The following is a 24,368-nucleotide window of genomic DNA, read 5'->3' as shown; positions in this document are numbered from 1 at the left end:
AGCTAAGCCGATCAGGCACGCCGAGGCGCTACACTGGTGCAGTTATGTCATGCCTCTTCTGCAAGATCATCGACGGTAGTATTCCATCGACGCGCGTCTACGAAGATGCCCAGTGCATCGCCTTCGCCGACATCCACCCCCACGCCGCCGTACACGTGCTGGTTGTCCCGCGCAAGCACATTGCATCGCTGGCCGAGGCTGCGCCGGAAGATGGCGCGCTGCTCGGCCACCTGCTGTTGACTGTTGCCGAAATTGCTCGCCAGAAGGGCCTGATCAACGGCTACCGTACCGTGATCAACACCGGCGAAGACGGCGGCCAGACCGTCGATCACCTGCACCTGCACCTGCTGGGTGGACGCATCATGCACTGGCCTCCGGGATAATCCTGATTTGCTGCAAACGCAAAGGGCGCTCCCAATCGGAAGCGCCCTTTGCAATTGATCCCAGTTAGCTACATTGGCTGCGGATAGTAGTCTTCTTCCTCTTCCATACCGTAGCGGCGGAGGAGGTTGGGAAGGCTCTGCGAAAACGCGGAGCGCGGCATCACAGAATCGCAACCGGCCTCGGCGGCCTTCATCTTCAGGTCACCCTGCAGATGCGACAGGAAGCCGATGATCGAAACCGACTTCTTCAGCTTGGCCTTGAGCTTCGGGATGACCGTGAGAGGCTTGGCTGCTGCATTATTCAGGTCGAAGACCAGTAGCGCAGGACGTTCCGCTTCGGGAGCGTCCGTGATGCGCGCCAGCACGTCCTTATCGCCCTTGACGAACTCGACCTTGACGCCCAGCTTGCGGCTGGCTTCCTGGATCTTGGCCAGGAAGAAGAGATCTTCAATGAAGAAGAAGATCTTGGTCGGGGCATCCGCGGCGATGGTCGGCGTGGCCGCACCGCGCGCTGGCGAATCGTTGTAGTATGCGCCGTGGCCGTTGCCGGTAAACGGAATGGTGCTGGGAGGGCCGTCCGCGATGTTGCCATTGGCAACGCGATAGCTATGGTCCATCGGACCCACAAACTGGCGCGGACCCTTCTGCTGCTTACGCTTCTTGCTGCCGCCGCCACCGTTGCCATTCCCGTTGCTGCCATTGAGGCTGTTGCCCGGCGAAGGCTGGAAGCTGGGCTGCTTGTCCCGATCGCGATCGCGGGACTTCTTCTTTTTTCGTCCGGCACCCTGTCCCTGACCGGGTTGTCCGCTTTGCTGCTGACTCGCAGGGCGGGGTGCCTGGGGCTGCGCGGGCGGGCCGGACTGAAGGAGAACTGTTGGGGGCTGGGGTTGCACCTGACCGTTCGGGCTTTGGGCCGTCTGAACCTGTGCGGCTAAACCACCCTTGGTCTTGCGGCGGCGACGGCGACGCCGATGCCCCTGCGCTTGCCCGGGCACGAGAGCCTGGGACTGCACCGCCTCGACTGGCGGCTGCGTTGATTCTGTCGTCATGCTTGCACTTCCTGGTGCTTTTTCACGAATTCTTTGTACTCGGTCCTGTTGTTGCTCAACCTGATATTCCCTGACTTTGCGCGAAGTGAACCAATTTTGCCCAGTGGTTTACTGTGCAGCGTTTACCTGCGGAGGCGCTGCCCTCCCCGGAAATGCAGCTGGCTTTAGCCATCAGCTTTCCTGCCTTCGAGATACCGGTTCGATTTTCCGAAAGGTGCAAGATCGATGCCTCGAAGTGGAACTGACCGGCAACGCCAGGCGATGCAGGGTAGCTCGGGATAGCCCGGACTAGCTCAAATGCAGGAAAAAACGCGTCCCGTAGAGCCCGGATACTGGCTCCTCTCGCCTCGAGCTCACGCTCGAAGCCTTGACGGATTCTCCTGAAGCGGGTCAGAGAAATCGGAAATTCTCCACGATACTGACTGGGACCGCTAAAAACTCGTACTTCGATGAGTTCTCCCGGATCACCGTTTTCCGCCACTGGCGCGAGATCACTTCTTTCGCGGTGTGCGGCGTACTCACGTACTACGCAGCCTTGCAGCTCTACCCTGACGGTGTTTTCCAGTTTTGGGGAGGCTCAAAATCGCTGCGCGATAGGGGCAAGTTCGATACTACAGCTAAGTCTGGTAGCTGGCAAGAACGCTATCGTGCCTTGACGCTTCCCAGACCAATCAGGCCGGAACCCCTCTTGAGCACTTTTCAGGCGTTGCGCTCAAATCCAGACCCGTTGCGCCTGAGTATTGCAGCAAAATGGCATTCCGCGCAAGTACCTCACTGATTCCGGTTCATTCCTGACTGATGCCTGATCAGGCCTGCGACCTAGCGATGAATGGACAGTGTGTTTATCGGGAAAGCCACAACGCCAAAAACGCCACCCGCTGGGCGGTGTGGCGTTTTTCTGGACTTTCTTGGGCACTGGCCTCCCAAGATGTGTGAGCCTTGACGGTCCTTTTCGGTTCCATCTGGCTTCTATTGGAGTGACTCCACCGGGGAACGCTCATTTGTTGGCGTTCTTCTCAAGTTGGAGCCCTCGCATGCTGTCAACCGGAATGAATCACGATTGCAACATGTCACTGGCACACACGTAATAGCAATCGCGGGGCCAATCGTCCGACGTATTGTTTTGAATTACTTACGATCAAGCCAACCCTGAGAATCTTCTAAAAACGGAATATTTAAAGGACCCAAATGTTCTAAATATGGAAGGGCGTACGTTTGTTGCAGCTCTTTGACGACTTTATTTCTGACACACAGGACAGAAATGCGTACCCCGGCCAGCCAGCAAAATGCGCTGGATCGGCGTGCCGCAGACCAGGCAGGGCTCGCCGGTGCGCATATAGACGCGATGCTCCAGCTGGAAGAATCCCTTCACGCCGTTCGCATCCACATAGTCCGATACCGACGATCCGCCGAGCTGAATCGCGTGCTGCAATACGTCCTGCAACGCAATCCGCAATTTCAGCAGTTCCGTTTTCTTGAGTCTTCCCGCCATGCGCTTTGGGCGGATCCCGGCGCGGAACAGGCTTTCGTCGGCATAGATATTGCCAACGCCGTGCAAAATCGACTGATTCAGCAGTGCTGCCTTAATTGCCAGCTTGCGGCCTTTGAAGAGTCTGGCGAAAACCTCCGGCTCAACCGTAGTCGGTTCCACTCCGGGTCCAAGAAAGCCTTTTGTCTCCGCGAGCTCCCGATATTCCAGCCTTCCAAAGCGTCGCGGATCGACAAAACGAACTTCCCGTCCGCTCGCCAGCTGCAGCCGCGCATGGGTATGAGGTGCTAAGTCACCATCCGGAGTGGTCACCAGCAGCCGCCCGGTCATGCCAAGATGCACAATCCACTGTGCTTCTGGCTGCTCATCCTGGGCAGTTTCACCTCGGCCGCCCAGATCGCAGACGATATGCTTCCCCACCCGGCGAACGGCCAGAATCTTCCGCCCCTCCAGCCCCTCAGCCTGGTTGGCGGGGGACGTCTTGAAGGGCTGCGTGTGCGAGCTGAACCACACCTCCACGATGCGATCGCCGTGGATACGCTCGTGAACTCCGCGGGCAATCGTCTCGACTTCAGGCAGCTCAGGCATCTCTTCATTTTAGTCTTTGCCTGCCATCCCGGCGCCCGAGAGCTTTTGTCCCGTGACGCGATGGGTTCCCGGGGCAAAGGCGGTATATCATAACGAGTGGTGCGGACTTGCGTGGTTGCCTCCGGGCACCGCACCCAAAGCTAAAGACCCACCCCCAGCCAGCCAGAATCAGCCCAAAACGGCATACCGGCGGCCCAGGAAATGGAAATCATGCGAGCGAAGACAGCGGTAGTGCTTGGCGCCCAATGGGGCGACGAAGGCAAAGGCAAGATTGTGGATGTACTCAGCGGGCGCTTTGCCGCCGTGGCTCGCTATGCCGGCGGCCACAATGCCGGACACACGGTCATCATTCACGGAAAGAAATTCGTGCTGCAGCTCATTCCCTGCGGCGTTCTTCGCCCTAACTGCAAGGGCGTGATCGGCAACGGCGTTGTCCTCGACCCCATCGCCTTCCTTAAGGAAGTCTCGAAGCTGCGCGACCTCGGCGTGGATGTCGACGGGCAGCTTTACGTCTCAAACCGCGCCCAGGTCATCCTGCCCTACCACCGCATGATCGAGCTTGCCGCCGAGAACGCACCGGGCCGCCAGAAGATCGGCACCACCAGCCGCGGAATTGGACCGGCTTATGAAGATAAGATGGCCCGCAGCGGCCTGCGCATCGTCGACCTGCTCAACCCCAAGATTCTCCAGGCCCACATCGAAAGCGCCTGCGCCGAAAAGAACGCGATCGTCAAGGCTCTGTTCGGCAGCGAGCCCATCGATCCGGCCAAGATGTTTGACGAATATGCGGCGGCCGCCGAGCTGGTGCGCCCCTTCGTCACCGACACCGGCAACCTGCTGAACAAAGTCATTGCTGCGGGCGGCAGCGTCATGTTCGAAGGGGCCCAGGGCACCATGTTGGACATCGACCATGGCACCTATCCGTTCGTGACCTCTTCCTCGGCAACCGCCGGCGGAGCGGCGACCGGTACCGGCGTCGGTCCGACCAACATTGGCACCGTCATCGGCGTTACCAAGGCCTATGTCACCCGCGTCGGTGAGGGACCGTTCCCCACCGAGATTCACGACAGCTCCGCCGATATTCTGCGCGCCCGCGGCAACGAGTATGGAGCAGTCACCGGACGTCCGCGCCGCTGCGGCTGGCTTGACATTCCGCTGCTCCGCTACTCCAATCAGGTCAACGGCACGGAGTGGCTCGTCGTCACCAAGATGGACGTCATGGACGAGCTGGCGGAGATTCCGGTCTGCATCGGCTACGAGATCGACGGCAAGTTCACCGACATCGTTCCCGCCGACGTACAGGGCCTGGAATCGATCGTTCCCAGGTACACGACGCTCAAGGGCTGGCAGCAGTCTACCGAGGGAATTGTCGAGTTCGATCAGCTCCCCGTGGCGGCCAAGGAATATCTCCGCTTCCAGGAGCGCGAGAGTGGCGCTAAAATCGGCATGGTCTCTACCGGTCCCGACCGTGACCAGACGATGGTTCTGCCCGAGTTCGCCGAAACACTGGCCGAGCTCAGCGTGGATGCCTCAGCCATCGCGTAATTGCATTGAACCTCAGCGAGTAAGAAGGAATGCCCATGGTCAGTTTCACCGTACGACTCCGATTTCCCGCCGAGGAGCGCGCCGACATTGCGGAGACACTCCGCCAGCTGGCCGAGGCTTCCCGCCAGGAGCCGGGCTGCGTCAGCTACATTCCCCACCAGGTGGAGGATGATCCGGACACCATCGTGATCTACGAGCAGTACAAAGATCAGAAAGCGCTGGCAGCGCATCGCGCCTCGGACCACTTCCAGAAGCTGGCAGTCGGCGGCCTCTATCAACGAATGAAGGACCGCGCGGTCGAGAATCTGACTGCGATCCTCTAATCAACTCTCCTGAACGGCGGGCTGCAAAAGCCCGCCCATACCTACTTCCGCACGGCCTGTCCTCTTTCTTTTCCGATTCCCTTTGACCTGGACTCGCGTCCAAGGCTACGATGCGGTACGGATATGCCCACCCCTCCCCTGTCTTGTGAAGTTCGTAGAGCCGTCGCGTCCCCAAGGATGGCAGTGCTGGGGGCTTCCCTTCTGCTGTGCCTTTCAACCCCGCAGGCGTCGGCGCGGGCGATCCACTCGAACGGATTTTTTGCACCGGGAGCCGTCCCGCGCGCACAGCGCCACGAATACCGCCACGAAATCGAGCAGATGGAAGAGGCATGGCGCAACGCCATTCTCAAAGGCAACGCATCCACCCTGGATGGTCTGCTGGCCGACGATTACACCGGAATCACCGCCAAGGGTGCCATTCAGACCAAGGAACAGGCGGTGAACAGCGTCCGGTCGGGAACGCTCCAGGTTTCCGCTTTGAACATCTCAGACCGGAAAATCCGGGTCTACGGATCCACCGCCGTAGTCACCTCGATAGCTGAACTGAACGGCACACAGAAAGACGTGGAGCTTTCCGGCCGCTACCGGTACACTCGGGTCTACGTCCGCAAACCCGCCGGCCAGTGGAAAATTGTCAGCTTCGAGGCAAGCCGCATCCAGGACGGGGCAGAGCACAAGTAACCCTCAAGCACGCGGAAAAAAGACATCTCCTCTCAGGAACATAGAGGGAACCCTGTCCAGAACGGGACTGCGTTACCTTTGAACAACCTATACGTTACTTTTATGCCCATTGACTTCCTCCTTCGGAGAGCGTTACCTAGGAACTATCAGATTGTGGCCTGTTCTAAGTCACAAAACCTCTATTCGAAACCACTAGAGCAAGACACGTTCTCGTATAGACGAACTGCAATTCCTGCCAATGTCTACGCGATTCTGCCTTGGGGGTCCATGTGATCAAGCGCACAAATTTGTCTGTACTTAAATTTTTCGCACTACTCTTTCTGTTGCCCGGACTGGGAGGCCTCGTGTTCAGCGCGATGGTTTCGACTGACTACCTGGAGAACATGCCCAAGTCGCCTGCACCCGCGGAGCAGCGAACGATTGCCCGCAATGTCCACGGCGTCCTGATTTACCAGACGGCTGCAGAGGACCAGCGCCTGTCCGCGATGGAGTATGGCTCGGTTTCGGTCTTTCTGCTTGGTCTGCTGCTGGGGATTGTGTATCTGGAGAAGTGGTCTACGGTACGTCAGGCGGAAATCCGGATGGATACCGATTTGCTGGAAGAGGCGGGAGTTTAAGGCTTCATGAAGGGTTAAATCTCACATTCTCTTCGTTCGATACCTGCAAATGAGCCTCGCTGTGCATCTGAAGAGATGGCAGCGAGGCTCAATATTTAAGATCAGCTATCCTGCCAACCGTTTACTTGCTGTATTCGTCACGCAGGCAGGTCTGGCGGCTTACCATCGGTTGCGAAACTCCATCGATGTAAACCTGCTTCACGTCGGTCCGGACGTCGAGTGGATCGCCATTGGCAATAACCACATTTGCCGTCTTGCCCACGTCGAGCGAACCCAGCTTGTCTCCAAAGCCGAACATCTCTGCCACGTTCAGCGTGATGGCCTTCAGCGCGTCGTCATGCGGCAGCCCATAGCCGACCGCGAAGCCTGCCGAGTAAGGCAGGTTGCGTACGGAATGAGCACCGCCCGGTCCGCCCGCCTCCGCTGAGGAGATGGCGATTTTCACACCACGCCTGGCCAACTCGGCCGGCAGCGTAAACACTGCGTCATACCGCTCGTTCGCGCCTGGCGCCTCGTAGATCGATCCCACGATAACCGGCACCTTCCAGGCTGCGATTTCGTCGAGAATATCCTGCGTGTGGGTAACGTGGTTCAGGATGACCTTCAAATGGAACTCCTGAGCCACCTTCATGATCGTCTCCACGTCGTAAGCCTGTTCTACGCCAATCACCACCGGCTTTTCGCCGTGGAGATAGGGCAAGAGCGCTTCGAGCTTGAGGTCGCGCTCGGGAGCCTTGTCCGGGCCCTTATCGGCATCCTTGTCGCCGGGCTTAGCCGATTTCTCAGCTGGCTTGTCCTTCTTCTTCGCCGCGTCCAGACCCGCCTCGTAGTGCTGCGCGTCCATCAGGCTCTGCCGAAGCTGCGTGATCAGGCCCATGCGCGTGGAAGGGAATGCTCCGCCGTTCCGTCCGCGACGCCGCTGGTCCGCGCCATAGTTCATCGCCAACGCTACATCGCGGCCAAGGATCATCTGGTCGCGACTTTTCCCGGCAAGCTGAATGAAGATATCCTGCCCGGCCACCGAGTCCTCTGTGCCCGGAGCGACGACGGCGTTGGTGATGCCATTCAGCCGCGCGACGGGAATCAGTTCGGTCTCAGCATGGAAAGCGTCGGCCGTGTGCATGTGCGGCATGATCTCGTCCGAAGGCTCGGAAAGATCGTTGCTGTTCTCATCGGATCCAACTTCGGTCAGTCCCAGCGTCGTGTCCGGATCGATCAGCCCCGGGTAGACAGTCATGCCCTTGGCATCGACCACCGTCGCGCCCGCAGGCACTGTGACCTTACCCGCTTCGCCAACGGCGGCAATCTTGCCGTCGACGATGATGAGGACACCGTTCTCGATTGTTCCGTGGGAGACCGTGAGCAGCTTGCCGCCGGTGATCGCAATCGGACCCTGCCTGGTTTGCGCATACAGAGAAGTTAGTCCGGCGAGACACACCGCGGGCAGCAACAGAGATGCAAATTTGAAATTGGTCATTAGTCGCCGTCCTCGTTCGCGTGGCCATCGTCAGAACCAAACCCGCCACCATCGTGCATGGCGCCCTTAAAATGCGGCGTGCCCAGGCCGGGAGCCGCGATATCGAAGAAAAGATCGCCGTCGATATAGACCTTCTCTGCGTGGGCATAGTTTGAAAGCGGGTCCATGTTCCAGACCACAAGGTCGCCGTCCTTGCCGACATCAATCGAGCCCACGCGGTCGTCCACGCCGATGATCCAGGCCGGATTCAGCGTGACCATCTTGATCGCCTCATCCTCGGTCGCTCCACCGTAGTGCACCATCTTGCCCGCTTCGGAATTGAGCCGCCGGATGTGGTCGTTGGAATCGCTCTTGAGAGCCACGCGCACACCGGCGCGCATGCTCATGACCGCGTTCCACGGAATCGCATCCCAGGCTTCATCCTTGTAACCCCACCAGTCACTGAACGTGGCAATCGCCGTGCCTTCCGGCGCAATCTGTCCCGCAACCTTGTACATCTCCAGTGCATGATGGAAGGCGCGAATCTTGTAGCCATACTCCTTGGCAATCGCTTCTTCAGTCAGGAACTCATCCGCACGATAGCAGTGGATCTGCACGAATAGCTTGCCTCGCAGCACGTCGGCCAGCGCCTCCAGTTTCAGATCGACTTTCGGTGCAACGGCTGTCTTGTCGCCCTTGGCCACCTTGGCGTTGTAAGCATCCCAGCTCGCCATGTACACCTTGGCGTTCTCGAAGGACTGCCGCATGATTTCGAAGTTGCCCATGCGCGTCGAGGGCAGTTGATTGCGGCTGCCATACACTCGCTTGGGGTTTTCACCTGAGGCAAACTTGATCGACCGTGGCGCGTTGGGGAAAAACATCTGGTCGCGCGACAGGCCGAACTTGTTCTTGATGACAACAGCCTGACCGCCAATCATGTTCGCCGAGCCATGCAGCAGCAGCTCCGTCGTCACGCCGCCGGCTAGAGCCTGATAGAGCGCCTTGTCACGATTGTCGAAGGCATCGATCATCATCATGCTCGGCGTGACCGGGCTAGTCGCTTCGTTCACGTCGCTGCTCAGGGCAGAGTGCGAGTGCGGATCGATGATTCCCGGCGTCACCCACTTGCCGGTCGCGTCAATGACCACGGCCGAGGCTGGAGCATCGACGGTCGCGCCCACCGCGGCGATCTTGCCGCCATGCACCCACACCGAGCCGTGCTCGATGGTGCCGTGGCTGGCAGTCATCACCGTGGCGTTTTTCAGCACCAAGTCAACAGGCGCCTGTTGCGCGCCCGCGAGATGCGTTGAGGAGAGAATCACTCCCGACAAGAGCGGGAGACACATATGGCGTAACTTCAAGAGCTGACCTCCGATGGGGAGCGATGCAGATGGACTGAATCAGGAATCGAGCAGGGTTGGCGCGGTCGAACGGGCGCTCACATAAGGAATCGATTGCGCTGATGCTACCACGGCTGGCGGCCCCGGCGCGACGAGGGATTTCGATCGCTCAGCCGGCGGAGACGCCCGCCAGCAGCACCGCATCGGCAATGGCCGCAGCCTCCACAGCCGCCTGGACCGAATGTACGCGCACGATCGAAGCTCCATGCAGGATCGCCGCCGTGAGCGCAGTAATGCTGGCCCGTTCGCGGGATTCGGGGCCTACATTGCCTTCCCGCAGCACGGAAATCGTACGTGCCAGGAATGACTTCCGCGACAACCCAGCCAGCAGAGGCCGTCCAAGGACAAGCAGTTCTCCCTGCTGCGCCAGCAGCGCGTAGTTTTCGTCGAAGCGCTTACCGAAGCCGTAGCCAGGGTCAAGCACAATCGCATGTTCGGCAATGCCTGCTTGCAATGCGGCTGCGAGGTTCGCGGTAAGCCCATCCAGTACCAGTGGCAAGACTTCGCTCGGGGCCAGCGGCGCCTGCGTTTTCCACGTGTCCGGCGTGCCGCGTGTGTGCATCAGGACCACGCCGCAGCGCATCTCCGCACAGACAGAGGCCATCTCCGCATCCCATGTGAACCCACTCACATCGTTCACGATCTCGGCGCCTGCAGCTACTGCCGCGCGCGCCGTTGACGCCTTGTAGGTGTCGGCGGAAATCACCGCATCGGGTCGCGCCTTGAGCACACCCTCGATCACCGGCAACAGCCGCGCCTGCTCCTCATCCGCACTGACAGCGGCGGCTCTCGGATCACCAGCGTGGGAGCCCGGCCGCGTGCTTTCTGCGCCGAGATCGAGGATCGCCGCGCCTTCTTCCAGCAGAGTCAGCGCGTGATCAACCGCACGTGCCGGATCGAGATACCTGCCGCCATCGGAGAACGAGTTCGGCGTGATGTTCACCACGCCCATCACCAGCGTCCTCGCGCCAAGCTCCAGCGAGCGGCTCCGCAACCGCCACTGCACCAGTGAGCGCATCGCAAAGCCTCGGCTTCGTTCGTCAGAATTGATTTCTGTCGTCATTCCATCCCAATCGTATAAGGTGGCAGCAACATGCCCGAGCCCACCCCACCCGCAGCCAACGAAACCGCCCGCATCGAAGCCTTCTCCGACGGCATTTTTTCGATCGCCGCCACGCTGCTCGTGCTTGAACTCAAGCATCCGCCGCCGGAGTTGCCCTTCTGGCAGGGCCTCCTGCACATGTGGCCCGGCTATGTGAGCTTCGTGCTCAGCTTCTTCTTCATCGGCATCATGTGGATCAACCACCACCGCCTGTTTGCCCACATCACCAAGGCCGATGACCTGGTGATGACCGCCAATCTCATGCTTCTGTTCGGAGTGGTTTTCGTACCGTACCCCACCTCCCTGATGGGTGCGTCGATCACCATGCTGGACACTGGCTACTCACGCAACGTCGCCATCTTTTACAACGCCAGTTACATGGCAATCGGCGTCCTCTTCAACCTGCTCTTCTTCGTCTGCCGCCGCCAGAAGGTGCTCGACCACTACCTCGGCGTGACCAACGTCCGCGAAGCTGCGCGACAGTATGCTGTCGGTCTCGCCTACTATGCTGCCTGCGTCGCCATGACTTTCTGGAGCGTGCCCTTAAGCCTTGTCATGAATGCGCTGATGGCGGTCTGGTTCCTCATTCCGCCGCGCCACCGCGTACGACGCCAGCGAAGGCAGGCCACCCGATCCGCCTTATAAATCCTGCTTCTAACCCGAGCCCTCGTAACGCCGCAAGCTACAATCATTTCGATACCTAGAACGAACAACATACTGTTTTGGAGATTTCAGGATGCAAATGAAGCTGTTTCGCGTGTTCGCCGCTATCTCACTTGCTGCGACCATGATCGCCGCCCATGCCGCCGATAAGCCCAAGGTCGAAAAAGCCAAGCCCGCCGAGGTCGATCCATACAGCCAGGTGCAGCCAGCCACCGAAACCCTCGACCTGGCCGCTTACCAGCGTATCCGCGACGAAGGACTGAACCACTCGCACGTGATGGATTTTGCCTACGCGCTGATGGACGGCATCGGTCCGCGCCTCACCGGGTCGCCAAACCTGAAGAAGGCCAACGAGTGGACCCGCGACACGCTGACCAAGATCGGCCTTGAAAACGCGCATCTGGAAGACTGGGGCGAGTTCGGTCTGGGCTGGCAGCAGTTGAATACGTGGGCGCGCATGGTCACTCCCGACACGGCCGTCCTGATTTTGCAGGCCACGCCGTGGTCGCCCTCGACCCCCGGCCCTGTGACCGGCGATGTGGTCTTCGTCAGCATCCAGACGGAGAAGGATTTCGACCAGTACAAGGGTAAGCTTGCCGGCAAGGTTGTCCTCTTCGGCGCCATGCGCGAAGTGTCGCCTGTCGATAAGGCTCTCTTCGAACGCTACACCGAAAAGGAGCTGGAAGAGATCGCCGAATTCCCCGTTTCCGGCGGCGGTGCTGCCGGTCTCACGCCCGAGATGCAAGCTCGTCTTGCCACGCGTATGGAGCGTCTGCGCCTCATCGACAAGATCGCCCAGTTCTTCGCCGATGAAAAGGTCGCGGCCGTGATTGAACCCAGCCGCGATGCCAAGAACGGCGGCGGCTCCGGTGGCACGCTGTTCGACGACAACGGCGCGACCATCGGCCGTACGCCTTACCTCGCTGACAAGCGCGTGAAGATTCCCGTAGCCGTGGCGGCGATTGAAAGCTACGGTCGGCTCTATCGCCTCACCCAGGCGCATGTGCCGGTCTCGGTCGAGATCGACGTTGAAACCAAGTTCACCGGGGAGCACGAGCACGGCTTTGACACCATCGCCGAAATCCCAGGCACTGACCCGCTGCTGAAGGATCAGGTCGTCATGGTCGGCGGCCATCTCGATAGCTGGATCGCCGGCACCGGCGCTACTGACAACGGAGCAGGCACGGTCGTCGCCATGGAGGTCGTTCGGATCATCAAGTCGCTAGGCCTCAAGCCACGCCGGACGATCCGCATTGCTCTCTGGACAGGGGAAGAACAGGGCATCTTCGGATCGAAGGGCTACGTGACGCAGCACTTCGGTTCGGCGCAGCTCTCGACCGCGCCTGACCAGATGCAGCTGCCGGAGTTCATGCGCCGGGCGACCGGGCCGCTGGTGCTGAAGCCTGAGCACAAGCTGCTCTCCGGCTACTTCAACATCGACAACGGCACCGGCAAGATTCGCGGCATCTACACGCAGGGCAACTATGCCATCGCGCCTATCTTCGCCCAGTGGATCGCGCCGTTGAAGGATCTCGGCGTCACCACCGTAACCAACCGCAACACCGGCGGCACCGATCACCTGCCCTTCGACGCTGTCGGTCTGCCCGGCTTCCAGTTCATCCAGGACGATATGGACTACGAGAGCCGCACCCACCACTCCAACGAAGACACGGTCGAGCGCCTGCAGCCGGCTGACCTGAAGCAGATCGCCACGGTCGAAGCCATCTTCGTCTACAACGCAGCCCAGCGTGACCAGATGCTGCCTCGCAAGCCGTTGCCCACCCCAGACCAGGAAGAGCAGAAGCGCAAGCCGCTTGAGGGCATCTATCCCGGCGCGGTGACACCCGAAGCAAAGTAAGACCTGCTGAACCAACAACGCCCGCGTGAATAACTTCACGCGGGCGTTGTTTTGCCTTCGTTCTTGCCTTTCTTTCTGTCATTCCCGAAGGGAATCTGCTGTACCGTTTCGACAATGATCTGCAATCGCCATGGCACGTATATTGGTAGCTATGTTCGGCCTAAGACCCACACCTCAAAGATTCTGGAAATGGTTCGTTGCCAACGATGACGAGCTTTTTGATTTTGAAAAAGATCAAGAGCGAGTCTTCGATAAACTCGCGTCCAAAATGCGCCAGATCGACCCCAATCTAACCTTCGAATTCGGGCCTAAAGCACTGGCTGGCCGCGACTTTGTTGTCAGCGCCGGCGGCATTAAGAGTGCATTCCCTGCGGTTATATCTTTGGTCAGCGCAACACCCAAACTCGCTCGCTGGAATGTCATCGCCTTCCGTCCGCGCAGAACGCCGATCATGCAGCTGGAATTTAAGGGCAAACAAGCAGATCCCGAATTGATTCAGTTTTCGCTCATCGATAACGGCAAGAACATTGGAATTGTCCTCTTTATCCCTAACTACCAAGAGCAAGAAATCGCCTGGAAAGAAATCGGCTACCTCCTGCTCGATGAAGCACTCGGAGAGTACGATGTCGAGACAAAAGTCGGTCCTATCCAATTCTTCTCGCCTGACGATCCGAGTACCGAAGAGCGGTACCCTTTCGTCGACCTGCCTGAAATCTTTGACAGGCATGTTCTCACCCTGCAGAGACGCAACGGAATCAAGCCGCTACTAGCAAACTAGTCTAACTAGGCGAGCCGCCTATTCAGCAAGGCTGTGTGGCTTACGAATACGCCTGCGCCGTTCACTCGACCTCTTCGCTGAGCGGTCCCGAACAGCCTTCGGATCGACACCCTCGCCGCGATCAAGCGCAGCCAGCCTTGCACCGAGCTCTTGATTGAAGATTGCAAGCTGCGCAGCCCGCGCCTCATCATGCTCTTCGAGCAACCGCAGTGCTTCGCGAACTACTTCACTGGCGGATGTATAGCGACCTGATTCCACCTTGTCTGCGACGAACTTTTCCAGTTCCGGAGTCAATGAAATATTCATGGCAAGTCTCTGATGTCGATCTTCGATCAAATAACAGGCTTTGTCAAAACCTGTTATCGACAAATCTAGCGTTCCACATTTTGATCGCCAGTTGCGACCATCTGCCTGTCAACGGACTCAAACGAGCGCCGAGTATAATCCGCACTGAGAAGCAGTGATAGAAACTCGCAGGAGAAGATGATGTCCGCCCAAATTACCCCGTTGAAGCAGCTACCAGCCTGGCAGGCCCTCGAAGCACATGCGGCCAGCCTCGCCCCCGTGCATCTCCGCCAGCTCTTCGCCGATGATCCTTCGCGCGGCGACCGCCTCAACGCCGAGGCTGGCGGCATCTACCTCGACTACTCCAAGCACCGCATCACCGACGAAACCCTGAAGCTTTTCTGGCAGCTCGCCGAAGAGTCCGGCCTGGCTGCGCGCCGTGAAGCCATGTTTACCGGCGAAAAGATCAACCTGACCGAGAAGCGCGCCGTCCTTCACACCGCCCTGCGCGCGCCGAAAGACGCCGTCATTGAAGTCGACGGCAAGAACGTCGTTCCCGAGGTTCACGAAGTCCTCGACAAGATGGCTGCCTTTGCCGACCAGATCCGCAGCGGCAGCTGGCTTGGCTATACCGGCAAGCCTATCGTGAACATCGTCAACATCGGCATTGGCGGCTCCGACCTCGGCCCGGTAATGGCCTACGAGGCGCTGCGGCACTACACCCAGCGCAACCTCACCTTCCGCTTCGTCTCGAACGTGGACGGGACAGACTTCTTTGAAGCGACCCGCGACCTCGACCCCGAAGAGACGCTCTTTATCATCTCGTCGAAGACCTTCACCACGCTCGAAACCATGACCAACGCCCACACGGCGCGGGTCTGGTCGCTGGCCAAGCTGAAGGAGCATGCAGCCATCGCGCGGCACTTCGTCGCTGTCTCGACCAACGCCGAGGCTGTCTCGAAGTTCGGCATCGACACCGCCAACATGTTTGGATTCTGGGACTGGGTCGGCGGGCGCTACTCGATGGATTCCGCCATCGGCCTCTCCAATATGGTCGCTCTCGGCCCGGACAACTTCCGCGCCCTGCTGGCGGGTTTCCACGAGATGGACGTGCACTTCCGTACCACGCCCTCTGAGAAGAATCTGCCGGTGCTGATGGGTATGCTCGCTGTCTGGTACAACAACTTCTTCGACGCGCAGACCATCGCCGTGCTGCCCTACGACCAGTACCTCAAGCGCTTCCCTGCCTACCTGCAGCAGCTCACGATGGAATCGAACGGCAAGCACGTTACGCTCGATGGCCGCATCACGGACTACCAGACCGGACCCATCATCTGGGGCGAGCCCGGCACCAACGGCCAGCACTCGTTCTATCAGCTCATTCACCAGGGCACGAAGATTATCCCCTGCGACTTCATCGGCTTTGAGAAGTCGCTCAACCCGCTCGGCAAGCACCACGACTACCTGATGTCCAACGTCTTCGCGCAGGCTGAAGCACTGGCCTTTGGCAAGACCGCCGAAGAGCTTAAGGCGGAAGGCGTCGCCGACTGGCTGATCCCGCACAAGACCTTCGAAGGCAACCGGCCATCGTCAACCATCCTCGTCGAGAAGATGACCCCGGCTGTCCTCGGCAAGCTGGTCGCGCTCTACGAGCACAGCGTCTTCGTGCAGGGTGTGATCTGGCAGATTGACTCCTTCGACCAATGGGGCGTAGAGCTGGGCAAAGTCCTCGCCCAGCGCATCATCCCCGAGCTTGAGAGCGAAGAAGAGCCCGCGCTAAAGCACGACAGCTCCACCAACGCGCTGATCAAGCGCTACCGTGCCGGAAAGCGAAAGTAGCAGCGACCATTACAGGAAAAATCATCACAAGCAAAAATATGCCGGGCGCTCAACCCTCTTCGTGGGGACGATCGCGCCCGGCATGGCTGAATCTCAATAAAATCTAGTAGTCGATACCCTTCAGATAATCCCCCGTCTGCACATACTCAAAGTGGTTCGGATCCAGCTTCATGATCAGCGCCGCGGTTCCGTTATCCATTGTGGCGTGCGAATCATCCGGCGTGTAACGGACCACAGAGTTATCGAGGATGTAGTTGCTGAACGCCTGGCTGGTCCTATCCTGCGCATCCTGCCGCTTGTAGTAAGCCTCCTGGTGAGATGCCCAGGCGGCATCGCTGGCTTCATGTTGAATTTTGGCTCGTTCTCCCACTGCGTGGATTTCGTTGATCGCCTGCTGCGTCTCCGCTTGAATGACCGCAGGATTCGTCTTGTAGCTGGCATACATAGCCTGCAGTGTTGCGAGTTCCTCGCCGAGCAGGTTTTCCGGCAGCATCACCTGGTTGATCGTCACCGCATATGTGCCCGGCATGAAGGGCTGCTGGATACACATCGTGATCCCAGCGAACAATACTCCTTTGCCATCGTGAGAATCAACATGCGTTTTGAAGTAGTGGCAGTTGTTCCCAAGATCGTCGGCGCTCACCATCTCGATCGACGGCGCTGGCTTGCGGCTCTTCGCTGCCATCTGCGCTGAAAGTGTCTGCATGAGCTTGAACGCCGGCATTCCGTAGGGTGCGGCTACGTAGCTGCCCGGCAACGGTAGACGCCCGCCCTGGGTCTCCATCTGGATCATCGAGCGCTGCTGCGGATTGGTCGGGTCCATCACCGGAATGTAGGCGCCGATCAGAAAGCTCTCATTGCCTGGTCCCTGCGCATACATCGTCCCCTGCTGACCGCTGGTGATGCGCCAGCCTTCGGGCAATCCTATGCTGCCACTGTTATCCGGAAAAGGAGTGGTCCGTAGCTGCCGCGCCGGAGCGCTCTTTCCACCGCCTTGGCCGGCTTGCGGCGCATCTTTCTTCCACGCTTCGTTCAGCGTCTTCATCATGGGAGCAGCGGTCGTCTTAAAGCGCCCTGACTGGTCGTAGATGACCGCAGCGCTCGGCCTCTGCCCTGCGGGCATGGCCACGATCACGATCCCTGCAATCGTACCGGTCCCGTTGGTCTTCGGCGTCAGCGTGAAGGTCGTCGCCATGCTGTCCGCCGTGCCCTTCGGCCGGAAGAACTTGCCGACCTGCGGCTTGTCACTGAAGTGCCCATGCACCTGCTTCAGGATGAAGCCCATCGCCCCTGGCATGGTCGACTGCCCGCTGATGGGCCCATAGACAATCTCACCGCCGCCCGGGTTATGGATGAATTTCAACCCGTCATCCGCAGCACTTGCCGGCACAGCCGCCAGAACAGCGAGCAAGACACTCGCTGCCATACCCAACACGTTCAAGTCCTTAACCCTCATCAGCTTCATCGCAATCTCCTGTCACTACACAGACTGCGGCAAACGCCGGAATTCTGCGTCATCGCTCGCATGCGAGAAGTCTTGCACAGCACAATGGAGCCAAACCATGGATAATCCGAGTGCAAGCATCTTTCCGGGCTAACCCTACTTCCAAGATGCAAAGGGGATTTCCAGCATGGCAGACGAAAATAAAACTACCCAGAGCAAGATCGCCCTCCCAGGCAGCCACAAGGCACCCGTGCCCGAGGCCACCCTGGTAGGTCCTACCGATCCCAGCCAGCTCGCCGAAGTCTCCATCGTCCTGAAGCAGCGCCGCGCTCTCAAGCTCAGCCATCTTCAGGGCAAGGTGCTCAGCCATGACGACTTCGCCTCCGCTTACGGCGCCGAGCCAGAGCAACTGGAGCGTGTCCGCCAGTTCGCCCGCGATAACGGCCTCACCGTCATCGATCGCCCAGACGAAGCCGCCCGCCGTACCATCACCGTGCAGGGCACTGTGAGCGATCTCGAAAAAGCCTTCTCCGTCAAGCTGAACGACTACGTCCATCCAACCTGCAAGTTCCGCGGTCGCACCGGCGCCGTCATGATCCCCACAGACCTTGCCGACGTGATCCAGGGAGTTTTCGGCCTCGACAACCGCCCGCAGGCCAAGCCGCACTTTCGCAAGCTACGGGCTGCCGGAGCGTCGGATGCTGCCGCCCAAAGCGTTTCGTATTCGCCAGCCCAGGTCGCGCAGCTTTACAACTTCCCAACCGACGTCACCGGAGCCGGTCAGACCATCGGCATCCTCGAACTCGGCGGCGGATTCAACCAGGACGACATCGCCAACTACTTCCAATCGCTTGGCATCCCCGCGCCCAACGTCACGACCGTCTCGGTTGACCGCGGCACAAACAGCCCCACCACCCCCGACAGCGCCGACGGCGAAGTTCTGCTCGATATTGAAGTAGCAGGAGCTGTCGCCCCGGGCGCGAACATTGTCGTCTACTTCGCTCCCAACACCGATCAGGGCTTCCAGGACGCCATGAGCACCGCAATCCATGACAGCACCAACAATCCTAGCGTTCTTTCCATCAGCTGGGGCGGTCCGGAATCCAGCTGGACGGATCAGTCCATGCAGAACATGGACCAGGTAGCGCAGGAGGCCGCGGCTCTCGGGGTCACGATCACTGTCGCTTCGGGCGACAACGGGTCGACGGACGGAGTCACAGACGGCTCGGATCATGTCGACTTTCCCGCCTCCAGCCCGCATGTACTGGCCTGCGGAGGCACCACGCTTGACTCCTCCAATGGCGCCATTACCAGCGAGACCGTCTGGAACGACGGCGCACAGGGCGGAGCCACCGGCGGCGGCTACAGCACCACCTTCGCCTCGCCCAGCTATCAATCTACGCTGGCAGTGCAGACCGGCCGCGGCGTGCCTGACGTCTCGGGAGACGCCGACCCGAACACCGGCTACAACATCCTGGTCGACGGTCAGCAGGGCGTCATCGGAGGCACCAGCGCCGTTGCCCCACTCTGGGCGGGCCTCGTCGCCCTGCTCAACCAGAAGCTCAACACCCGCCTCGGCTACCTCAATCCCGCACTTTACTCCACGGCCTCAGGCGGCTTCAACGACATCACGGAAGGCGACAACGGCACCTATTCCGCAGGACCCGGCTGGGACGCATGCACCGGCCTTGGCTCCCCGAACGGAACACAACTCGCCGCGCTGCTAGCTTCCACGCAAACCACGCAGGGAGCCTGAGATGACCGAGCCAACGAAACCAGCGCATGCAGACGCAGAAAAGGGAGAGGGCGCAGGCACCTCTCCCGATCCAACTACCCCGAACAATCCCTCGGGGCCTATCACCCCGGTCCAACCGGAAGAGCAACCCCAACCCGCAAAACCAGCCATTCCGCCGAACGAGCAGCCGCAGTATTAGCGGCTAGTAGAACAAATACTTCCGCCAGCGATCGTCGCCACGGCCCAGCATGCGCATGATTTGCCGGCTGGTGTGCAGGCTGAAGGAGCGCGGCTCCTTCATGAGCCTCATATCGTCCAATTCATGTAGCATGCGGTTGCCCTTGCGCCGGTTGCAACTGTGGCAGCACGCAACGAGATTCTCCCATGTCGAGTTGCCACCCCGCGAGCGCGGAATCACGTGGTCCAGCGTGAGCTCACCCGCAGGCAGCACCACGCTGCAGTACTGGCAGGTGTTGCGGTCGCGCAGGAGGATGTTCTTCCTGGAAAGTGCTCGCGTCTGGTGAGGAATGCGCCGATACTCCAGCAGGCGAATCACCGAGGGCATCGCCATGCGGCTGCGCTGGGCATGCAGGGTCAAGCCATGCTCTTCCTCTGTCTTCGCCACGCCCTTCAATACGAGCACGAGCGCACGGCGCGCTCCGCAGATGTTGATCGGCTCATAGGACGCATTCAGGACCAGCACCGGCATCTGCATGACCTGGCTCGACTGCGTCCAGCTGTGGCCCTCCCCCTGCGTACTAGCGGCATGGGCGGCTGCTTTGGCGAGTGACTTCTGCTTACGGGCATGTATCATGGCTTTTCCCAGCGACATCGCTTCCCCTCGTAGAATCTCGGTAAAGTCCTGTTACGGTTCCTGCACTGCGTTGCCTGTAACTTCCCTCTAACTCAACTGGCTTAATGCACCATCGGGTCAGGCCAGTCGTTTGCCAGCTCCTGCTCCGGCACTGAAAGCCGAATGTACTTCCGGATGTCGCGATCCATGGCTGGGGTTGTGCGTTGCGCCCGCGCCAAAGTCGCTACGCTTACTGAGGCGGCACCAGCCTCCACCAACATCTTGCTGCATGCCCGCGCCGTCGCTCCGGTCGTCAAAATATCGTCGACCAGCAAAATGTGCCGGCCTCTTACCGCCTCTGCGTCGGACACAAAAAAAGCGCCGCGCAGATTCACGCGACGCTGGCGGGGACTCAGTCCCGCCTGACTCTCCGTTTGCCGTTGCCTCACCAGCGTCCGCGCAGACAGCTCCAGCCTCCAGCCGGGATGCGTCCTCTTCAGTTCCCGTAGCGCCTCGGTCGCCAGCGCCCGCGCCTGGTTGAATCCGCGTTCAGCGATCTTCCCGCGATGCAGCGGCACCGGGACTATCAGCATTTCCTGCGGTCCACCAGCATCCGGCGCAAGCTTGGCAATTGCCATAGCCAGCATCCGCCCCAGTCGCCGAGCCAGCGGAGAGACCCGGTCATACTTCAGCAGGTGAATGGCCCCACGCATCGAGCCGTCGTACGTTCCGTAACTCACCGCGCGCACAAAAGAAGGAGGCGCCATCCGGCACGCTCGGCAAACGCCAGCCTGCGGGTCGGTTGCAGAGATAGGCGCAAACAAATCCTCGCCGCAGCGTACGCAGCAGTGTTCCCTTGCAGGAGGAATTTCACTCCAGCAAGCCGAGCAAACCGGCGATTCAGAAATCTCAGGGATGAGGGAGCCACAAAGGGCGCAGGCAGAAGGGAACAACGTGCAACTCAGTGCGTTACCCAGGCCATTCAGGATTTTTGCAGGCGCAGAAACCGTCGCGCGCCAGAAGAAGCCTCCAGAAGTGGAGACACTTCGCGAAGCACCGGAAATCGCTGAACGAGGGTCGCTACTGAAATCGCACCTCAATCTCGGCCGGCCGGTACACGCCGCCGTACCCTCAGTATACCCAGACCTCAGGAAAGAAAGCTATCTCCGCCTCCAGTCTTTTCATGTGAACGCAATCTCTTACGTACCTTCCACTCCACCTTCGATAGGCTCATCCTCGGCGAAGTCATTTGCAATCAGGTCACCGGACTTGCAATCCAATCGCCGGCACAGCATAGGCAGAGTCGAAAGGCGGATTCTGTGAACCTTGCTTGATGTGCGCTTGCCAGTCTGTCCAGTCCGCCCTAACAATAAAGCTGCTGGAGGACATGTTTGATGAAAACACGGAGAGAGTTCATTACCGGTTCGGTTGTCGCTGCCACGCTGTTCGGCGGCACAGTAGGAAACGGGGAGGAATCAATGCAGAGCCACAATCCAAATGACAGAGCCGAGGATCCCAGGGTCACTCGCGCCCGCCTTGCCGGACCGGAGCATGTCACGAAGGACGCGACGGTCGCAGAGTTGCGAGCCGACGGCACGATGGAGGTTCTGGTCAAAGGAACGAATGAATGGGTATGTGTTCCCGGTAACGAAAACAAGATCGGCGCTCCACCGATGTGTATGAACCCCATGGGCATGCAGTGGATGATGGATGCCATGCATGGGAAGCCGAAACCGACCAATGCTTCGCCCGGAATGATCTATATGCTCTGCGGTGCTACCCAGAGAAGTAACACGGATCCATCCGACAAGACTAGCCCCGCTATCCCGATAGGACCGCATTGGATGATTACCTGGCCCTTTGATGCTGCGGCGAATGGTCTCCCAACGACAGTTCGTGATAAGGGGGCCTGGGTAATGTTCGCCGGAACACCCTACTCTTATCTGCACGTGTGCGGCTCCCCTTGGGAAGGAAATGAATATCACGAAGGTGACAAGGCGGTCTGGACGATGGAGTATGCTCGGCCCTAAGTCCGGCCCTCGCTTGGCAGGGATCGTTCCGGCTCAGGGTAGAATTCTGACTTCCCAGCCCTGATCTCGTATATTCGCTGTATCCCGCAGCCGGAGGCTTCACCTTGCCTGACATCAAGCCAGAGAATCAGCCCGTTTTCAGTCCCTACGTCTCGCCCTCGGACAAGCGCCCCGAATTCACCCCGCGCGCTCTGCTGCTCGGCTGCTTCTTTGGCATCATCTTCGGCGCGGTCACGGTCTATGTCGGTCTGCGGGCGGGCCTTACCGTCGCCGCTTCGATCCCGATCTCGGTGCTCTCGATCAGCATCCTCCGCGTCTTCGGTAAGTCCTCCATCCTCGAGAACAACATCGTCCAGACCACCGGCAACGCCGGCCAGTCGATCGCCTCCGGCGTCATCTTTACGCTGCCCGCGCTGATCTTCCTCGGCTTCGATCTTGAATACTCCCGTATCTTCCTCCTTGCCCTCGTCGGCGGCTGGCTTGGCGTCCTATTTATGATCCCGCTGCGCCGCCAGCTCATCGTTGAAGAACACGCAACCCTCGCCTATCCCGAAGGCACTGCCTGCGCGGACGTTCTGATGGCCGGCGACCGTGGAGGAAGTTTCGCCAGCCGGGTCTTTCTCGGACTCGGACTGGGCGGCCTCTACACCCTTTTCCAGAACAGCAATCTTTTCGCTGCCTGGCCAGACTCACCCCACTACGAGCCCGACTTCGGGCCGCAACACATCCTTAAAGGCTCCGCCATCAAGTGCGACGCCACGCCGGAATACCTTGGCGTCGGCTACATCATCGGGCCCAAAGTTTCCGGCATCATCTTTGCCGGCGGCGTCTTTTCCTGGCTGGTGCTCATGCCGCTGATTCACTTCTTCGGCAACGGACTCACGCAGCCCATCTATCCCGGCACAAAGCTCATCAGCGCCATGACTCCCAGCGATCTCTGGATCACCTACATACGCCCGATGGGAGCCGGAGCCGTCGCCGCCGCGGGTCTCATCACCCTGGTCAAGACGCTGCCCACAATCGTCGGCGCGCTCACCAGCGGCTTCAGCAAGATGCGTAGCGGTGGCGCAGCCAAGGCCCGGCCCATCCGCACCGAAGATGACCTGCCCATGAGCGTAGTCGTTGGCGGATCGATTGCGCTGGTCGCCATCATGTTCATCTTTCTCCAGTTCAAGCCCGTCCCCGGCACCTACGCGGGACCGCTGGCCAATCTTGCCGCATCGCTCCTCATCGTCGTCTTCGGCTTTCTCTTCGTTACTGTCAGCTCGCGTATCGTCGGCCTCATCGGCAGCTCGGCCTCGCCCGTCTCCGGCATGACCATCGCAACCCTTATGGCGACCTCGGCCATCTTCCTCGTCAAAGGCTGGACCGCTCCCGCCTACGGAGCGCTCGCCATCACCGTCGGCGGAGCGGTCTGCATCGCCGCTTCCAACTCCGGCGATACAAGCCAGGACCTCAAGACCGGCTACCTCATCGGAGCCACCCCGCGCCTGCAGCAACTCGCCCTCATGATCGGCGTCTGCGTCTCGACCGTCATCATCGGCGTCACGCTCTCGGCCATGAACACAGCCTTCCAGGAGTTCCGCCAGTCCCCGCAACCGTGGGACATCAACGCCGCCCACTCCGGCGTCAATCAGCAACAGAACGCCAAGCTCCCCGAGACAATCCCTGTCGTCGACGCCAACAAGGTCGCCACCCCGCACAAAGCCAACGAATACATCGTCCTGAACGCTCTCGGCTCGTCTGAGCTCGCAGACGGAAAGTACCTCTACTCGCCCGCTACGCACAAGATTGAAGTTCAGTGGATCCAGGGCATCGGCAGCGAGAAGGCAGCCGCGCCGCAGGCACGCCTAATGGCCACCGTCATTAACGGTATCCTCACTCAGAAGCTCCCCTGGGGCCTGGTACTGATGGGCGTCTTCCTGGTGATCGCTGTTGAACTGCTCGGCATTCGCTCACTCTCGTTCGCTGTCGGCGCTTATCTCTCTATCGGCACCACCCTCGCAATTTTTGCCGGAGGCATCGTGCGCTTCCTGGTAGACTCCGCTCTCAAGAAGGCTGGTCACCAGGCGGATGACAGCGAAATCAGCCCCGGCGCTCTCTACGCCTCAGGTCTCATCGCCGCAGGAGGCATCGTTGGCCTGTTGGGCGTAGCCAAAGCCGCCTACGAAAACCTCACTGGCAACCACATCCCCATCCAGTTTCCTGAGATTCCCTACCTGCACAGCAACGGCACCGCTGTCGTGATGTTTGCAGCGCTGGCCTTCTCCCTCTACTACTTCGCCCGCAAACCCCTCAAACAGTAGGAAA

General features: G+C 59.7%; 22 protein-coding genes and 1 pseudogene. 13 read left to right on the top strand and 10 right to left on the bottom strand.

Annotated elements, in window-relative coordinates; genetic code table 11:
* Window positions 1-44: 44 nt before the first annotated feature.
* Window positions 45-383, top strand: a complete 339-nt coding sequence (locus tag AC5S27_RS02590; RefSeq protein ID WP_493933022.1) for a histidine triad nucleotide-binding protein — start codon at window positions 45-47, stop codon at window positions 381-383.
* A 68-nt stretch (window positions 384-451) separates the two neighbouring features.
* Here the strand turns inward: AC5S27_RS02590 and AC5S27_RS02585 are convergent, their stop codons facing one another.
* Window positions 452-1,432 carry a response regulator gene (locus AC5S27_RS02585; protein ID WP_493933021.1) on the bottom strand — a complete coding sequence of 327 codons (981 nt, stop codon included), beginning with the start codon at window positions 1,430-1,432 and terminating at the stop codon, window positions 452-454.
* A gap of 1,237 nt (window positions 1,433-2,669) precedes the next feature.
* On the bottom strand, window positions 2,670-3,509 hold the full coding sequence (gene mutM / locus AC5S27_RS02580; RefSeq protein WP_493933020.1) for a bifunctional DNA-formamidopyrimidine glycosylase/DNA-(apurinic or apyrimidinic site) lyase: 840 nt from the start codon (window positions 3,507-3,509) through the stop codon (window positions 2,670-2,672).
* Window positions 3,510-3,719: 210 nt separating this feature from the next.
* On the opposite strand from mutM, the gene AC5S27_RS02575 reads away from it, so the two are divergent.
* The 4 genes from AC5S27_RS02575 (at window position 3,720) to AC5S27_RS02560 (ending at window position 6,675) form a co-directional block, all read left to right on the top strand.
* Window positions 3,720-5,054, top strand: a complete 1,335-nt coding sequence (locus AC5S27_RS02575; protein ID WP_493933019.1) for an adenylosuccinate synthase — start codon at window positions 3,720-3,722, stop codon at window positions 5,052-5,054.
* A gap of 35 nt (window positions 5,055-5,089) precedes the next feature.
* Complete coding sequence (locus AC5S27_RS02570) at window positions 5,090-5,377, top strand: putative quinol monooxygenase (RefSeq protein ID WP_493933018.1); 288 nt, start codon at window positions 5,090-5,092, stop codon at window positions 5,375-5,377.
* Window positions 5,378-5,560: 183 nt separating this feature from the next.
* Window positions 5,561-6,058 (top strand): nuclear transport factor 2 family protein, encoded by a 498-nt coding sequence (locus tag AC5S27_RS02565; protein WP_493933017.1) that lies wholly within the window; start codon window positions 5,561-5,563, stop codon window positions 6,056-6,058.
* 344 nt (window positions 6,059-6,402) lie between these two features.
* Complete coding sequence (locus tag AC5S27_RS02560) at window positions 6,403-6,675, top strand: hypothetical protein (protein ID WP_493933016.1); 273 nt, start codon at window positions 6,403-6,405, stop codon at window positions 6,673-6,675.
* 121 nt (window positions 6,676-6,796) lie between these two features.
* Here the strand turns inward: AC5S27_RS02560 and AC5S27_RS02555 are convergent, their stop codons facing one another.
* The 3 genes from AC5S27_RS02555 to folP all read right to left on the bottom strand — a co-directional run bounded on the left by AC5S27_RS02555 (window position 6,797) and on the right by folP (window position 10,549).
* Window positions 6,797-8,152, bottom strand: a complete 1,356-nt coding sequence (locus AC5S27_RS02555) for an amidohydrolase family protein (protein ID WP_493933015.1) — start codon at window positions 8,150-8,152, stop codon at window positions 6,797-6,799.
* Window positions 8,152-9,492 carry an amidohydrolase gene (locus AC5S27_RS02550; RefSeq protein ID WP_493933014.1) on the bottom strand — a complete coding sequence of 447 codons (1,341 nt, stop codon included), beginning with the start codon at window positions 9,490-9,492 and terminating at the stop codon, window positions 8,152-8,154. Before AC5S27_RS02550 ends, AC5S27_RS02555 begins: the two co-directional genes overlap by 1 nt.
* Before the next feature lie 148 nt (window positions 9,493-9,640).
* A complete protein-coding gene (folP, locus tag AC5S27_RS02545; protein ID WP_493933013.1) occupies window positions 9,641-10,549 on the bottom strand; it encodes a dihydropteroate synthase in 909 nt (302 codons plus the stop codon).
* A gap of 75 nt (window positions 10,550-10,624) precedes the next feature.
* On the opposite strand from folP, the gene AC5S27_RS02540 reads away from it, so the two are divergent.
* The 3 genes from AC5S27_RS02540 to AC5S27_RS02530 all read left to right on the top strand — a co-directional run bounded on the left by AC5S27_RS02540 (window position 10,625) and on the right by AC5S27_RS02530 (window position 13,932).
* Entirely contained in the window at window positions 10,625-11,278 is a 654-nt protein-coding gene (locus AC5S27_RS02540; RefSeq protein ID WP_493933012.1) for a TMEM175 family protein, read from the top strand.
* A 97-nt stretch (window positions 11,279-11,375) separates the two neighbouring features.
* On the top strand, window positions 11,376-13,154 hold the full coding sequence (locus AC5S27_RS02535; protein ID WP_493933011.1) for a M20/M25/M40 family metallo-hydrolase: 1,779 nt from the start codon (window positions 11,376-11,378) through the stop codon (window positions 13,152-13,154).
* A 130-nt stretch (window positions 13,155-13,284) separates the two neighbouring features.
* A complete protein-coding gene (locus tag AC5S27_RS02530) occupies window positions 13,285-13,932 on the top strand; it encodes a hypothetical protein (protein WP_493933010.1) in 648 nt (215 codons plus the stop codon).
* A gap of 18 nt (window positions 13,933-13,950) precedes the next feature.
* On the opposite strand, the gene AC5S27_RS02525 is transcribed toward AC5S27_RS02530, so the two are convergent.
* Window positions 13,951-14,238, bottom strand: coding sequence for a type II toxin-antitoxin system ParD family antitoxin (locus AC5S27_RS02525; RefSeq protein ID WP_493933009.1), 288 nt, complete (start codon window positions 14,236-14,238; stop codon window positions 13,951-13,953).
* Between the two features lie 180 nt (window positions 14,239-14,418).
* On the opposite strand from AC5S27_RS02525, the gene pgi reads away from it, so the two are divergent.
* Window positions 14,419-16,056: a glucose-6-phosphate isomerase gene (gene pgi, locus AC5S27_RS02520; RefSeq protein WP_493933008.1), complete on the top strand. Its 1,638-nt coding sequence runs from the start codon at window positions 14,419-14,421 to the stop codon at window positions 16,054-16,056.
* Between the two features lie 103 nt (window positions 16,057-16,159).
* Here the strand turns inward: pgi and AC5S27_RS02515 are convergent, their stop codons facing one another.
* Complete coding sequence (locus AC5S27_RS02515) at window positions 16,160-17,521, bottom strand: hypothetical protein (protein ID WP_493933007.1); 1,362 nt, start codon at window positions 17,519-17,521, stop codon at window positions 16,160-16,162.
* A gap of 166 nt (window positions 17,522-17,687) precedes the next feature.
* Here AC5S27_RS02515 and AC5S27_RS02510 point away from each other — a divergent pair, with 166 nt between their 5' ends.
* Both AC5S27_RS02510 and AC5S27_RS02505 read left to right on the top strand, forming a co-directional pair.
* Entirely contained in the window at window positions 17,688-19,256 is a 1,569-nt protein-coding gene (locus AC5S27_RS02510; RefSeq protein ID WP_493933006.1) for a S53 family peptidase, read from the top strand.
* A gap of 1 nt (window position 19,257) precedes the next feature.
* A complete protein-coding gene (locus tag AC5S27_RS02505) occupies window positions 19,258-19,434 on the top strand; it encodes a hypothetical protein (RefSeq protein ID WP_493933005.1) in 177 nt (58 codons plus the stop codon).
* Between the two features lie 3 nt (window positions 19,435-19,437).
* Here the strand turns inward: AC5S27_RS02505 and AC5S27_RS02500 are convergent, their stop codons facing one another.
* From AC5S27_RS02500 to AC5S27_RS02490, 3 genes and pseudogenes are all read right to left on the bottom strand, one after another.
* Window positions 19,438-19,950, bottom strand: coding sequence for an HNH endonuclease (locus AC5S27_RS02500; protein WP_493937258.1), 513 nt, complete (start codon window positions 19,948-19,950; stop codon window positions 19,438-19,440).
* Between the two features lie 200 nt (window positions 19,951-20,150).
* Window positions 20,151-20,795 (bottom strand): ComF family protein, encoded by a 645-nt coding sequence (locus AC5S27_RS02495; protein WP_493937257.1) that lies wholly within the window; start codon window positions 20,793-20,795, stop codon window positions 20,151-20,153.
* A 12-nt stretch (window positions 20,796-20,807) separates the two neighbouring features.
* Window positions 20,808-20,981 (bottom strand): annotated as a pseudogene (locus AC5S27_RS02490) (double zinc ribbon domain-containing protein); the annotation flags it as partial.
* A 441-nt stretch (window positions 20,982-21,422) separates the two neighbouring features.
* Here AC5S27_RS02490 and AC5S27_RS02485 point away from each other — a divergent pair.
* Entirely contained in the window at window positions 21,423-22,058 is a 636-nt protein-coding gene (locus AC5S27_RS02485) for a hypothetical protein (RefSeq protein ID WP_493933004.1), read from the top strand.
* A gap of 104 nt (window positions 22,059-22,162) precedes the next feature.
* Window positions 22,163-24,364: an OPT family oligopeptide transporter gene (locus tag AC5S27_RS02480; RefSeq protein WP_493933003.1), complete on the top strand. Its 2,202-nt coding sequence runs from the start codon at window positions 22,163-22,165 to the stop codon at window positions 24,362-24,364.
* Window positions 24,365-24,368 lie beyond the last annotated feature (4 nt).

The organism is Acidicapsa borealis (genome assembly GCF_059115245.1).
The sequence above is the reverse complement of the archived record's forward strand: the minus strand, read 5'-3'. Positions and strand labels throughout refer to the sequence as shown.